A 14,616-nucleotide genomic window follows, 5' to 3' on the forward strand; every position below is an offset into this window, starting at 1 on the left:
CTTTTACTTAGCCTAAAGGTGGAGGCAGGACAACGGATTTCTGGTTTCAAGATTGATAAGGCTCCTGTGAAGAACCTAAGCTATTTCCATGATACCCCTGAGAGCACGCTTCCTAGTCCTATCCTTTCTTTTAGTTCTGCCATCCATGGCCCAGGCCGAGCGCCCCAATATCCTTTTGATCGTATCCGATGACCAGGGCTATAACGACCTCGGTCTCATAAACTCCGAGATCATTACTCCCAGTCTTGACCGCCTGGCCAGGGAAGGTACGCGACTAACGAGTTTTTATGTGGCCTGGCCAGCCTGCACACCGTCCCGCGGTGCCTTTCTCAGCGGGCGCTACCCACAGCGTAATGGCATCTACGACATGATTCGTAATGAAGCACCTGACTACGGATACAAATATCCGAGTTGGGATAAATACAATGTGACCTGGGAGCGTATAGGAGGGATGGATACACGTGAAATACTGCTTCCGGCCATTCTGAAACCTCAAGGCTACGTTTCTGGTATCTATGGAAAGTGGGACCTGGGGATCAGTAAACGATTCCTTCCTTTGGCCAAAGGCTTTGATGATTTTTTCGGCTTGGTGAACACCGGGATCGATTACTACACCCACGAGCGCTATGGTGTTCATAGCATGTATCGGAACAACGAGCGAACCGAAGAAGATCGTGGAGTCTACGCCACCTATTTATTCGAGCGAGAAGCCCTGCGGTTCCTGGATGAACAAAGTGGTGAAGATCCTTTCTTTCTATATGTGCCATTCAACGCACCTCATGGATCCTCAGCGTTGGACCCTAAGATCCGTGGTACGGTCCAGGCTCCACCGGAGTTCGAGGCCATGTATCCAGAAGTGGATGAACTTTACACAATGGGGGAACGATACGGTGAAAAGACCTTGGTCTCTTCAAAGCAGAAACGTTACCGCGACTACCGCGCTGCGACTACTTGCATGGATGCCTCTATCGGCAAACTCTTAGACAAACTGGACGAAAAAGGACTCGCCGAAAATACCATTGTCATTTTCTTCGCCGATAACGGTGGGAGTGGGGGAGCTGATAATTATCCTCTGAGAGGTAATAAATCACAAACCTGGGACGGAGGGGTTCGTGTTTTGTCACTCGTCCGATGGCCTGCCGGTGGGATTCCTGCGGGAGCCGTGAACGATGCTTTTCTGTCCAGCATGGAACTCTTTCCCAGTCTGGCTTCGGTTACCGGAGCGCAACGGCCCGAAGGTGTCATCCTCGATGGATTCGACTGGTGGTCGACTCTGCGAGGTGAAACTGAAAGCCCCCGCACCATGCTGTTTTGGAAACGACAGAATCGCCTGGGCGCTCGCGTCAATAACTGGAAGTGGGTCGACATGGAAGGCACGAGTGGCGGCCTCTTTGATTTGTCCAAGGATATCGGAGAAAAACACGACCTTTCGAAGGAGCGACCTGAGATCCTGGCTATGGTAAAAGCTGAATTCGATGCCTGGTACCAGGAAACGATGATCGACGCCGAACCTCGAGGACCATTTAAAGATTTCTAATTTTTCTACTCAGATACTTCCATTGGATTCGGTGATTTAAAGGCTAAGAAAGCCGCGAGATTCGGCAGCAAGCCACCTCCTGCCTTTAAATGATAGAAGCTTTATTGTAGGAGCAAGCTTGCTCGCGACCCGAACGTTTTATGAGTTTCAATCGCAGCTCAAGCAGCTCCTGCTCATCTTACTGATTTCCGAAGGACGGCAGTCCCGCAAGAGCCATGGAGATTTCTTCGTCTGGATACTCGTAGTCGATCAATTTTCCTGCATTGAAGTCGATTTAGGCCTGCATATCAAAATGGCCGTGCCCACAGAGGTTAAACAAGATCGTCTTTTCAGTGCCTTCTTCTTTGCAGCGCTCTGCTTCGCGGATGGCACCGACCACTGTGTGGTTGGCTTCTGGTGCAGGGATGATTCCTTCAGCTTTAGCGAATTGTAAGCCTGCAGAAAATGTTTCGAGTTGATTGTAGGACGTTGCTTCAATGAGCCCCAGTTTCATGGCGTGACTGACCATGGGTGCCATGCCGTGGTAGCGAAGCCCACCACTATGGAAGCCACGCGGTACGAATGTGCTACCGAGAGTGTTCATTTTTACCAGTGGAGTCAGGTGTCCAGTGTCACCAAAATCATATTTGAGTGGGCCCTTTGTCAGGGTAGGGCAGGCGGCTGGTTCCACAGCGACGATTCGGATATCTTTTCCGTCGCGAATCATGTCTCCCATATACTGAAATGCCAGACCGGAAAAATTGGAGCCTCCGCCGGTGCATCCGACAATGACATCCGGGTAGTCGCCCGCTAGGTCCATTTGTTTCTGTGCTTCTAGTCCAATAACGGTTTAGTGAAGCAGCACATGATTTAAAACGCTACCCAGGCAATACTTGGTATCTTCATTTTGGGCGGCCACCTCCACGGCTTCTGAGATAGCTATACCGAGGGAGCCCGAACAATCCGGATCGTCAGCCAATACCGCACGTCCAGATTCGGTGGTATCGCTAGGGCTGGCGATGCAGTTTGCGCCAAAGGTCTCCATCATGCCCCGACGGTAGGGCTTTTGGTTAAAGCTCACCTTCACCATGTAGACCAGGCATTCGAGTCCGAAGATCTGACAAGCTAGGGCCAGTGATGAGCCCCACTGACCGGCACCGGTTTCAGTAGAAATCTTTTTCACTCCCTCCTTCATGTTGTAATACGCCTGAGGGATGGAGGTGTTGGGTTTGTGAGAACCACTTGGGCTAACGCCTTCGTACTTGTAGTAAATTTTGGCCGGCGTATCGAGGGCTTTCTCCAGTCGGCGGGCACGGTATAATGGGGTACATCTCCATTGCGCTAGAATTTGGTTTACCTCTTCGGGAATCTCGATCCATCGGTCTGTTGAGACTTCCTGTTTGATTAGCTCCATGGCAAACAGCGGAGCCAGGTCGTCGGGGCCAATCGCTTGTCCTGTTTCAGGGTGTAGAACAGGGGGAAGTGGTTCGGAGAAATCCGCAGTCAGGTTATACCAGGCTGTAGGCATATCCGTCTCATTAAGGAGATATTTAATGGTTTCCATGGTGCATGAATATCAGCTCCTCATGGAATCGAAACAAGCCGATTCAGCTAGTCGGCGTGCTTATTAGCAATCTGAGTTGGCTTAATAAGCGGATACTATTGCTAACTGGTTTGAATCATCTGACTAGTTGCTTGCAACTTGGCCACCGTGAATTCCATCCCTACTTCTTGAAGCCTTGATACATCAAGCCTTACCTCACGAGACTCTTCAAAAAAGCCCGACTCACGGGAGTCGGGCTTTTCATTAAAGATACTGCCGATTCGATCTATCGGGTCCCAAACTTGTAGATGGTGGTTGTTTTATACTCTTCCCCTGGCTTTAGCACCGTGGAAGGAAAGTCAGGTTGGTTGATGGAGTCGGGATAGTGCTGTGTCTCGAGGCAGAAGCCATTACGAAAATTATAAGCTTTGCCCGCTTTACCGATATTGGAACCATTGAGGAAGTTTCCGCTATAAAACTGCATGCCCGGTTCCTCCGTCCAGACTTCCATAAAACGACCCGAGGTGGGTTCAAAAACAGTGGCAGCCAAAGCCAGATCACCATCTTGATTATCGAGCACCCAGTTGTGGTCATAACCTCCGCCGAAGCCCATTTGCTCATGGGTGTTACTGACCCGTTCGCCAATGGCATGAGGAGTTGTGAAATCGAAGGGAGTGCCCTTTACAGGAGCAATTTCTCCAGTCGGTATCAGCCCCGCATCAACCGGTGTATAGTTGGCGGCATTAAACATGAGTACGTGGTTAAGGATATCCCCGTTGCCCTCTCCCTTGAGATTGAAGTAGGAATGGTTGGTCAGGTTAACCGGAGTCGCCTTGTCAGTGGTTGCCAGGTAATCGATCTTCAACGCGTTGTCGTTGGTGAGCCGATACCATACAGTGACATCCAGGTTGCCAGGATAGCCTTCTTCGCCATCCACGCTAAGGTAGTGCAGCTTTAATCCGGGAACATTATTCTCGATGAAAGGCTCAGCATCCCAGACAACTTTGTCGTAACCCACGGTTCCGCCGTGCAAGTGGCAGGGGATTCCAGCAGGTTCATTGTTCGTGACCAGGTTGTAAGTGGTTCCGTCTAGTGTGAACTTTCCATCCGCAACCCGATTGCCAATACGCCCGATGAGGGAACCGAAGTAGGGCGAATCCAAAATGTATTCTGCGACGGTGTTATAACCGAGGACTACGTCGTCCAGGTTACCTTCACGATCTGGGACAAACAACCTTACCACAGTGCCTCCATAATTGGTGATGTCGGTTTTTACCCCATTGGCATTGGTTAAGGTATAGAGAGCTGTGTCCACGCCATCCTTGGTCTTGCCAAAGGACTGCATGGTGATGGTGGCCTTGTTGCTTGCGAAGGCAGTGGTCCAAACCAGGGTAAATAAAACGAAAAGAGAAAGCAGAGATTTATGTTTCATAGAATACAAAGGTGATTTTCTTTAGGAGCTGCTTCAGCTGCGATTTACTCAACATCCATGTTCGCTCCTACAAATTATGAAATGGACTTTTCCAAGCTTCGTAAAGTGGGTTTTGTTTATTTTAAATACTTCCTTTATGTTTCCGTAATGTAAGCCTCCCCCGCGATCAACTGAATGTTGTTATTCCTGAACAGAGCCATGAAGAATGTAATGAAAGGCTGCTTCTATGATTGCATATATCTTGGAGCAGAACTAGGGTGATACTCCTAAACCTTACCCTATGGCAAATTATACCCTGTCTATTAATGGTTCGCAGCAATCCGTCGATGCGGACCCCTCCATGCCCCTCTTGTGGGTGCTGAGAGATCTTTTAAACATGACCGGCACCAAATACAGTTGCGGTATTGGTCAATGTGGCGCCTGCACCATCCACTTGAATGGCGCGCCGATCCGGTCCTGCACCTTCCCGGTTTCCGGAGCGGTTGGTCAATCGATCACCACCATCGAAGGCATCGCAGTCGCTGGTGGCCAGTCCGTCCAGGAAGCCTGGAAGGAAGAAGATGTTCCTCAGTGTGGCTACTGTCAGGCGGGACAAATTATGTCTGCGACCGCGCTCTTAAAAAGTAATTCGAATCCTACCGACGAAGACATCGACGCGGCCATGACCGGGAACATCTGCCGCTGTGGTACCTACAAACGCATCCGCAAGGCGATTCACCTGGCAGCAGAGAAGGGAGGTGCGGCATGAGTGTAAGCACAAAACCATTTAACCGTCGTAATTTTATTAAGGTATCTGCCGCCGTGGGTGGAGGTCTGCTTATTGGTTTCCGTTGGGGTATGGCCTCGGATTGGGACGCAAAAGGGAGCGGGGTTTTTAAACCCAATGCGTTTCTGAAAATCGATCGCGATGGCAGCGTGACTTTAATGAGCCAGAATCCCGAGTGTGGACAAGGCATCAAAACTGCCTTTCCCATGATCATCGCTGAAGAGCTGGATGTAGACTGGAAGGATGTGACGGTCGAACAAGCGCCGTTGGATACCGACGCTTACGTGCGCCAGGTAGCCGGAGGTAGTGGTTCGATTCGTTCCAGTTACACCGTGCTTCGTGAAGCGGGTGCTTCCGCTCGAGCCTTACTGGTAGCGGCTGCCGCCAAACAATGGGGGGTCAAGCCAGGCCAATGCTCGACCAGGAACAGCGTGGTTTCCTGCAAAGGAAAGAACGCTTCCTATGGCGATCTTGTCGATGCCGCTAGCAAATTACCCGCTCCCAAGAGCGTAAAACTGAAGGACAAGAAGGACTTCCGGATCTTTGGCACACGCATCCCCAATTGCGACAACGACGGCATCGTCACCGGTGCTCAGAAGTTTGGCATCGACACCCAAACCGAAGGCATGCTCTACGGCGCCATTTCTAATCCACCGGCCCACGGATTGAAGCTGGGTGGTTTTAACGACTCGGCTGCGCTCAATGTACCCGGTGTGACCAAGGTCATCAGCTGGGATGACAAGGTAGCCGTTCTGGCAACCTCCAACTACGCCGCATTTAAAGGAAAGGACGCACTCCAGATCGACTGGAAGGAAAATGGGGTGCGTGAAAACACGGCCCAGATTTCCAACGATTTTGCCAAAGCCGTAGAAAACGGAAACGGCGATACCAAGCGTAAAGTGGGCGACGTCCATGCCGGTTTGAAAAAGGCTGCCAAGGTGATCGAAGCGACTTACGAAGTGCCGTTCGTTTCTCATGCACCCATGGAACCCATCAACACCTACGCGGATGTTAAAAAAGACTCCGCTTATATTCTCGGTCCTACACAGACGCCGGAACGGGCCCGTCAAGCTGCCTCACAAATACTCGGGATTCCAGAAAGTAAGATTAAGGTTGATATGACCCGTATCGGCGGAGGTTTTGGCCGGCGGTTAAAAACCGATGCGGTGGAAGATGCGGTCAACGCATCGAGGCTGGCCGGTGCTCCAGTCAATATTGTCTGGAAACGAGAAGAGGACATGCACGCCGGAAATTTCCGTCCAGCGGCGTTATACAAATATCAGGCTGGCATCGATAAAGATGGCAATCTGGATACTTGGTACATGCGTTCAGCCAGTACCTTTGAACGTGGTGCGGTTCGTGCGGAGAATTTCCCGAATGGGGGAGTGCCCAACTACCAGGTTGATACCTTTGCCATTCCTTCCAAGATAACCAGCCAGGCTTGGCGTTCGCCCCATCACAATGTGATTTCCTATACGGACCAGGCCTTTCTCGAAGAGGTGGCCAAGGAGCTAGGCAAAGATGTGCTGGAGATGCGCTTGGAACTGCTTGATCGAGCGATTCACGATCCGCAGGGTAAACTGGATTACGATCCGGTCCGCTTGAAGGGTGTGCTGGAGGCCGCGGCAAAGATGGCCAACTGGGGCAATGCTCCAAAGGGCGTTGGTCAAGGCATTTCAGCGCACTATTCTCACCACTCTTATGTGGGGCAAGTCGCCGAAGTATCAGTGGAAAACGGCAATTTGAAAGTGCACAAGTATTACTGCGCCGTAGATTGCGGACAGCTGATCAATCGCGCGGGTGCTGAGAATCAATGCGAAGGGGGCATCATCGATGGACTGGGCATGGCCTGGTTCGGCGACATGCCCATCGAAGGTGGTTCATCCAAGAACTTGAACTTCGATAGCTACCGACTCATTCGCATGAATGAAGCCCCCGATGTCGAAACCAAGTTCCTCGATACCGATTTCCCACCCACCGGACTCGGCGAACCGGCCTTGCCACCTGCACCCGCAGCCGTCGCTAACGCCATCTTTGCCGCTACGGGTGTGAGGGTTCGGAAGCTACCCTTTGTTCAGAACAAGTTGGCCTAACAATAATTGCGCTATCTCTTCCTGGGAACGCCAAGCACCAGCTTCGCAAAAGGGTAGCTGCGTCCCCGCAGTGCCTCTCTCATCAGTAGCCACGGTCGTGAGACCGCAGACTCAAATGTTCATCACCGACCTACGGTTTCTCGGCATAGCTGGAAGCTATGGCCCTACCTTTTCAGATCAGATTTAATAATAATGGTAGGGCGCGATCGCCGAGCGCGCCGATTCTTACGCCATTCGCCAAACTCAAATTTTGAATGAACCTCTCGTCTCTCGCCCTGCGTCCCACGCCTCGTCCCTAATGCGTCAACGAATACCCCATGCCCTTGTCGATTTCGTTGATCAAGGGCTTACCATTCCTGAAGCGTTCCAGATTCTTCAAAAACAAGCTTAAAGCCTCATAAGTGTAATCCGGTTGGTCTCCCGAACAATGGGGAGAAAGAATAACATTGTCCAATTTCCAGAGCTCTGAGTTTTCCGGTAAGGGCTCGGTTTCAAAGGTATCCAAGCCTGCGCCCTTTATGAAACCATTTTTAAGGGCTGCGATCAGGGCATCTTCATCGATATGCATCCCTCGACCCAAGTTCACGAGATAGGCGCTCGGTTTCATGAGCTCAAATTGTCGTGCTCCTAGAATATTGCGTGAATCGGGAGTACTCGGTAGGAGACTGACGATGTAATCGGCTCGAGGTAACAATTCATCCAACTGATCCCGGCCGTGCATCTCATCAACGAACTCACAAGCGCGTTCCGGTTGGCGTCTTATGCCAAGCACACGGATATCATGGGCCTGGGCCAGCTTGGCCACTTGTTTACCGATAGCGCCAACGCCGAGGATCAACATGGTCTTTCCGGCGATGGTTTCCATGGGAGCTCCTGGTAGGGTGCCTTCCCATTTGCCTTTGATCTGATTGCGAAGGATTTTAGTAAGTGTTCGCTCGTGAGCCAGAATCAAGGCGAAGGTATGTTCACTCATCGGGATAGCGTGGATTCCCGAAGAATTCGTCAGAACCATGGGCAGGTTCATGTAGTCCTCGATTTCCCACATCCAATCCATGCCAGCGGAAAAGGCATGATGCCATTTGAGGCTGCCGTTCAGAATGAGTTCATGCGGCGGCTTAAAGCCGGCACTGATTTCCACTTCGGCTAAGCGTTCCGGATTATCGTCCAATGGTTTTCTTGTCATCCAGAGCTCATGGTCTGGCGCCAGTTCACGGATTGCTTTTATTTGGTCAGGATTGACCTCGTCGGAATTTCTCAGGAGTAGAATAGTTGCCATAGCGGAGTTTGGTAGGCCTAATTTAAGTTTACCCAAGTGATACCCTTATGAAATGCAAACTACTTTTTCTTAGCCTCTTAGCATTCTACTCTCTGCTCTTCGCTTCTCTGCTCCAAGCTCAAGACAAGCCAAACCTCGTCCTCATCATCGCTGACGATGCCACCTACCGTGATCTTGAAGTCTACGGTGGCCAGGCCAAGACACCGCATATGAACGCTTTGGCCAAAGAGAGTCTGAAGTTCAATCAGTGCTTTCAGGCGGCGCCCATGTGTTCGCCGACTCGGCACAACCTATACACCGGCATCTATCCGGTCAAATCCGGAGCGTACCCGAATCACACCTACATTAAGGAAGGCGTTAAATCGTTACCCCATTATTTAAAGCCCCTCGGCTATCGGGTGGCGCTTTCAGGAAAAACGCATATCAATCCCAAAGATCAGTTTCCCTTTGAATATTCAGATCGCCCTTCTCCCGATGGAGGCAATCCAAGAGGGGATCCCGACTTCGATGCTATCGATCAGTTGTTTAAAGAGTCCAAGGAGGCTGAGACGCCCTTTTGCCTGATCATTGCATCGAAGGAACCGCACGGCCCGCTTAATCGGGGAGATCCTTCCATCTATCCACCGGAGTCTTTGAAGCTGCGTCCTTTCCATGTGGATACGCCGGAGTTCCGCTCAGAGTTTTCTAAATACCTGGCTGAGATCACCGTGTTTGATGAACAGGTGGGGGAGGCCTTGGATTTATTAGATAAGCATGGGTTGAAAGAAAACACCCTGTTTGTGGTGCTATCCGAACAGGGGAATGCCTTCAGTCGGGCTAAATGGTCTTGTTACGAGGACGGCGTCAAAAGCGGCTGCATTGTTCGCTGGCCCGGGAAAACGAAACCCGGAACCGAAACCGATGCGGCCATCGAGTATGTCGATATCGTGCCCACGTTCCTTGAGGCCGCCGGAGCAGACATCCCAGACGTGCTGGATGGGAAGTCCTTTGTTCCGGTCCTTACCGGAGAAGCCGACGATCACAAAGAATACGTGTATGCTCTTCACACTACCCTGGGTATCCAAAACAATGGTGGAGCCTTCGGTATCCGTACGGTGAGGTCTTCCAAATACCGCTACATTCTCAATACGAATCCTGAGAACCAATTTAAATGTGCCGTAGATCGTGGCAAATGGATGCAATCCTGGATGGCCAAAGCCGAAGCTGGTGACAAACACGCCATCGAGTATGTCGGGCGCCACCGCAATCGCCCCGAAGTCGAACTCTACGACGTAGCCAACGATCCTGACAACATTCACAACCTGGCCGACGACTCTAAATACATCGCTGTTAAAGCCTCCCTCCGTGCCCGCCTCGATAGCTGGATGAACGAGCAGGGCGACCTGGGTCGAGAAACGGAGCTGACTGCAGAAACCCGTTTGTTTAAAAACCGGGATAAATAGTTCTAGTAAAGCCGGCTGTGCCGGGGACCGCTAAATTACGCTAATTGACGCTAATATTGATCAGACCATAAATGATAGCTGCCACTAATAACCCGCTAACGGCTAAAAGCCCATATGCCACTCCTGTCAGCTTATTTATGAAGCCTTGAAATTCCTTGGAGTCATTGACGTTTGGAAATTCCATTTCCGGAATATCTTTCTCCAAAAATTGGCAGAGGGGTTCCCATCCTTGGTCGACGGAATAGATGAGCAACTTATCCTCAGGTACCTCGGCCCTGACTTCTTCGATGTGCTGATTGTAACGAGCGATGGCTTCTTCTCGATTTACCAGAGTCTTTTTATGAGACCGGTGCCAAATCAGCTTACGGCACATCTGCGTCATCTTCCGCATTTTGGGGATGAAAAAGGCCAGCACCTTGAACTGCCAAAGGGCCTCGGTTTTGTAGATCGTATTGATCGTGCTCTTATACCAGGCCTCAGGTCCTTTCGGATGGAGCGTTAAGACCACCTTGGCATCGGGGTACTTTTCGACCAACTCCCGCCATACACAACAAGCGGGATTATCCACGGTCGCATCGTAGTTTTTAAACACCTCGTGCCAATCGTGTTGTACGCCTTCCGCTGCATGGGCCACACGATGCCAGAAGTCCAAGTGATGCTTGTTCGCTTTGTTCTCCAGAACCTCGAACATGTGATAACAGTTATACCCCAGCTCGTTCAGTGCGGTAAATGTAGAGAGGGTTCCTGTGCGGCCAAAGCCGACGCCTATGATTTTCATGTTCGTTTTGGTAAAGAACCTAATCTTCGTTTTTCAGATCCATAAAATCCTGTCTTATTCATGCGCTATTTAAAGTCTTATCGGTTCAATTCTTTCAAAAGGGGCACGAAACAAGGAGATTTTTATGGGGAGACGAGTGGAGAGAGCGTTGAACTTCAAAAACTAGGAATATTCTAGGGTGATTGAAGGTTTGAATGAGCAGGCTTTGATTCGTTTTTGGACTATTTAGGGACAAAAAAAGGACCCACCCTTGCGGGTGGATCCTTTTTGTTTGGGGTAGGAAAATAAGTTTCCAGTGCGTTAGGCTTCCATAGGTGCATTGACACCACCGGTGGCCCGCTCGGTTTCAATCGACTTGGGTTTGTATCCGCCGATTGATTTGAAATACAGCATGAGCAGCAAGTAGATCACCGCCATGGCGAGCGGGATAAACGAGTCTGCTTTCAAAGTCTTCCGGTCACCTATGATGCTCGCTTCCGCAACCAGAACTTGGTCGGGTGTTTGAGCCTCAGCGGTTTGAGCATCGGAAAGCTTGGTTCCGTCCAGGCCAGTCACTTCTTTGAAGAGGGTGAATGAACTGGAAGTTTCTGCTTTGTATGCTTCGTAGATGGCAGCGTTGGTTGTTTGAAGATGCTCCGCGGTGTAGCGGTCCTTAGCGTATCCTAATCCTGGGCCACCGAGCATACCGGCAGACATCATACCGATTCCACCCATAATAGACATGGCGATGGCGCCTGTCTGTGGGAAACGGTCACCCACCACAGCCAACATGGTTGGCCAGAAGAAGGTTTTACCAACGGCGTAAATCGCCAATGCAACCATGGCTCCCACGAAGGTGGTGATGCCACTGACCATCTGGAGTCCGATCACAGCAAGAACAGAGCAGATGAGAAGCAATCCAATGGGAGAAATCTTCAGGTTCTTTTCAATGAAGTGAGCGCAGAATCGCAGAGCGAACATGAGCAAGGATGTAAATACAAAGAGGATCTTGCCCTGAGCAGGCGTCAGGATGTTTCCGGTGATGTTTTGAATCCATCCATCCGTACCCAGCTCAACAGCACCTACGAGTGCGTGGGTTACAAAGAGAACAAACAAGAGGAAGGAACCAATCGAGAACCCGGTAATGACACCGACGACTACGAGGAGGATACCTCCAATGATCCAGGAGACTGCACCGGGTAGTCCGAGAGCTCCTGAAAAGAAGAGAACCAGCAAGTAGGCCGCCACGGCTGAACCGAGAATACCCACTTCTTTGAACATGTCGCCCATTTTGAGGCCTTTGGCAGCTGCTTCTGATTTTGGGAACTTTTGTCCCATAAATGCTACACCATAAAGAATGGTTGGGATAAGGAAGAGACCGAGTTGGATTTTCCAGCTGAATCCGCCTTCTCCGCCCATCGTCCATCCGATGAGTCCACCAATAACCAAACCAGCAGGCCATGAGGCGTGCAGGATGTTGAGGTAGTGGGTGCGGTTTTTCGGGAAGAGCGTTGATACCAACGGATTGGCAACAGCTTCCAGGGTTCCGTTTGCGAGAGCAAAAATAAAGGTGCCCCAATAAAGGAACTGGTAAGCGGTCATTTGCTCCTGCCCCGCTGTGGCCCCAAAGGTAACCAGCGCGGATGCGACGTGGAAAACAAACGCGGCTAAAACGAGTTTGCCGTATCCGATCTTATCAACGACGACACCGCCAATGATAATACCGAAGCAAAAGCCCGTCAAGCCGGCACCACCAATGGCGCCAAGTTGTGCACCGGTGAATCCGAAGTCGGCTGCCCAGTTTGCCAGGATGCCGCCACGGACACCAAAGCCTATTCCGGCAGCGAGAATCGCAAGAAAACCGGCCCAAAGTAGCCGTTTTGCGTTAGGCGCTATGCCATTGTCAGTGTCATTACTCATATTTGATTAATGGTTTATTATGGTTGTTAGAGATGAGTTCCGCGCGGACATAGCTATAGCAGCTGTGCATCCTCTTGGAGCTTGGATCGATTATTAGAAATTACGGATGGATAGAAAACTGTTTGAGAACCAGGGTAGGGCTCTATGGAAAGAAATCTCGGGGGCTTGTCCACTTCATAAGTGATTCTTGTTAAAGATTCGGGGGTTTTTTCACCTATTTCAGGGTGTCCACATTTTCTGGATACTTAATTCCCTGAGCCAATGGGTAGTAAAAACACTTCTTTAGTGAAATTTCTGAGATTGAAACAGGTGCAAGAGACCTACTTAGTGGTTAGCTAATGAAGCGTATCAGTATATTAGTCATCCTCGGCCTGGTGGTGTGGGCGGGATTCTATCTGCGTTTCATAGACCTCGGCCAAAAGCCCATGCACACCGATGAAGCGGTAAATGGCGTGATGATCCAGCAGAGTCTGGCAGGTGAGGATGTGCATTTCGATCCCGGTCACTACCATGGCCCCTTGTTGCGTTATCTGTCGATTCCGGTGGTAGTGATGGCAGATGCCATTGCCGGAGATGGACTTACGGAAGGCAGTCTACGCTGGCTGACTGCGTTGGCAGGCGGATTGGGGGTTTTGGGGTATATCTTATTCCGGACCCAGGCGGGAAGGGATGGCAGCTTCGTTGCGCTGGTGTTTGCGGCCGTTTCGCCTCCTATGGTGTATTATAGCCGGTACTTTATCCACGAATCTGTCTTTGTTCTGTTCTCTTTGATCTTTCTTTATTGTGTGTGGCGCTTCTTTGAGGAGAAAACCCTGCGCTTTGCCATCTGGACGGGGGTGATGGCTGGTCTTTTGCACGCCACGAGGGAGACCGTCGTCCTGGTCCTGACGGCATCGGTCATAGCGTTGCTTGTTTCATTTGGAAAGGACTGGAAGCAACAACTTACCTGGCTGGTATCGAAAGAGGGACTGCAACGGCTGGGCGTGGGTGTGCTTAGCGGTGCGATTGTCTCGGTTTTCTTTTACTCGGCCTTCTTCACTTATTGGCAGGGGCCGGTGGATTCGATGCTTACTTATTTTAATTATCAAACGCAGGCTGGGCATGAAGACAGCTGGTATTACTATCTGGGATTGATCCTGGGTGAACGAACTCCGGTTAGCTACTGGGGGCAGGTTTGGATTCTGATCCTGGCTGCGGCTGGACTCTGGCAGGCCTTTGTCGAAAAGGAGAGGGAAGCGCCCCGCTTGCCCTACTTCAGGTTCATCGCGAGTTACACCTTGGTGACCACGGCCTTGTATTCGATTATTTCCTACAAAACGCCTTGGTTGATGCTCAATTTTCTCGTGGGTTGGATCTTGTTGGCTGGCATCGGTTGGGTCTATTTGTGGGGCAAACTTCGTTCTGTTCTTGTTCATGCCATTCTGGTGATTGTGCTACTGTTTTCGTTGGGTCATTCCTTGCGCCAATCCTGGTTGTTAAGCTTTCGTTTCTCGGCCGATCCACGAAATCCGTTTGTATACAGCCATACCTCGCCGGATTTAATGAACCTCGTTGAGCGTATTGAGCGCTTGTCTCAACTGCATCCGGATGGAACAGGGATGCGGATTGATATCGCGGGCATAGAGTATTGGCCGTTGCCCTGGTATTTGAGAGAGTACCCGAATGTTGGGTACTGGGAATCTTTGCCCGAAGATTCAGATGCTCCAATGAAGGTGTTCAGTTTTTCTGGTGATCAGGAAGTTCCGGAGCTTGATCCCGATGCCTATATGTCAGAACTGCGTGGTCTTCGGGAGAGCGTATTTCTTCTGACTTTTATTGAGATGGACTTGTGGAATAAGCAGTTCCCTTCCGAATAATGGCAAACGAAATCC

At 50.6% G+C, this 14,616-nt stretch carries 9 protein-coding genes and 1 pseudogene; 5 read left to right on the forward strand and 5 right to left on the reverse strand.

Annotation, left to right across the window (positions count from 1 at the left end):
• Positions 1-88: 88 nt before the first annotated feature.
• Positions 89-1,537: a sulfatase-like hydrolase/transferase gene (locus tag GA003_05925; GenBank protein QXD29507.1), complete on the forward strand. Its 1,449-nt coding sequence runs from the start codon at positions 89-91 to the stop codon at positions 1,535-1,537.
• A 178-nt stretch (positions 1,538-1,715) separates the two neighbouring features.
• Here GA003_05925 and GA003_05930 read toward each other — a convergent pair.
• Positions 1,716-3,080: pseudogene (locus GA003_05930) on the reverse strand (TrpB-like pyridoxal phosphate-dependent enzyme).
• 265 nt (positions 3,081-3,345) lie between these two features.
• On the reverse strand, positions 3,346-4,491 hold the full coding sequence (locus tag GA003_05935; GenBank protein ID QXD29508.1) for a galactose mutarotase: 1,146 nt from the start codon (positions 4,489-4,491) through the stop codon (positions 3,346-3,348).
• 280 nt (positions 4,492-4,771) lie between these two features.
• Between GA003_05935 and GA003_05940 the strand changes: the two genes are divergently transcribed.
• Together GA003_05940 and GA003_05945 are read left to right on the forward strand one after the other, a co-directional pair.
• Positions 4,772-5,239 carry a (2Fe-2S)-binding protein gene (locus tag GA003_05940; protein QXD29509.1) on the forward strand — a complete coding sequence of 156 codons (468 nt, stop codon included), beginning with the start codon at positions 4,772-4,774 and terminating at the stop codon, positions 5,237-5,239.
• Complete coding sequence (locus GA003_05945) at positions 5,236-7,350, forward strand: molybdopterin-dependent oxidoreductase (protein ID QXD29510.1); 2,115 nt, start codon at positions 5,236-5,238, stop codon at positions 7,348-7,350. Before GA003_05940 ends, GA003_05945 begins: the two co-directional genes overlap by 4 nt.
• A gap of 295 nt (positions 7,351-7,645) precedes the next feature.
• Here the strand turns inward: GA003_05945 and GA003_05950 are convergent, their stop codons facing one another.
• Positions 7,646-8,626 (reverse strand): D-2-hydroxyacid dehydrogenase, encoded by a 981-nt coding sequence (locus GA003_05950; protein QXD29511.1) that lies wholly within the window; start codon positions 8,624-8,626, stop codon positions 7,646-7,648.
• Positions 8,627-8,673: 47 nt separating this feature from the next.
• Here GA003_05950 and GA003_05955 point away from each other — a divergent pair, with 47 nt between their 5' ends.
• Positions 8,674-10,068 carry a sulfatase gene (locus GA003_05955; GenBank protein QXD29512.1) on the forward strand — a complete coding sequence of 465 codons (1,395 nt, stop codon included), beginning with the start codon at positions 8,674-8,676 and terminating at the stop codon, positions 10,066-10,068.
• Between the two features lie 40 nt (positions 10,069-10,108).
• On the opposite strand, the gene GA003_05960 is transcribed toward GA003_05955, so the two are convergent.
• Both GA003_05960 and GA003_05965 read right to left on the reverse strand, forming a co-directional pair.
• Positions 10,109-10,846, reverse strand: a complete 738-nt coding sequence (locus GA003_05960) for a hypothetical protein (GenBank protein QXD29513.1) — start codon at positions 10,844-10,846, stop codon at positions 10,109-10,111.
• A gap of 300 nt (positions 10,847-11,146) precedes the next feature.
• Positions 11,147-12,745, reverse strand: coding sequence for a hypothetical protein (locus GA003_05965; protein QXD29514.1), 1,599 nt, complete (start codon positions 12,743-12,745; stop codon positions 11,147-11,149).
• Between the two features lie 338 nt (positions 12,746-13,083).
• On the opposite strand from GA003_05965, the gene GA003_05970 reads away from it, so the two are divergent.
• Positions 13,084-14,601: a TIGR03663 family protein gene (locus GA003_05970; GenBank protein QXD29515.1), complete on the forward strand. Its 1,518-nt coding sequence runs from the start codon at positions 13,084-13,086 to the stop codon at positions 14,599-14,601.
• Positions 14,602-14,616: the final 15 nt, after the last annotated feature.

The sequence above is a fragment of the Opitutia bacterium ISCC 52 genome (assembly GCA_014529675.2).
Taxonomy (GTDB): Bacteria; Verrucomicrobiota; Verrucomicrobiia; order Opitutales; family UBA2995; genus UBA2995.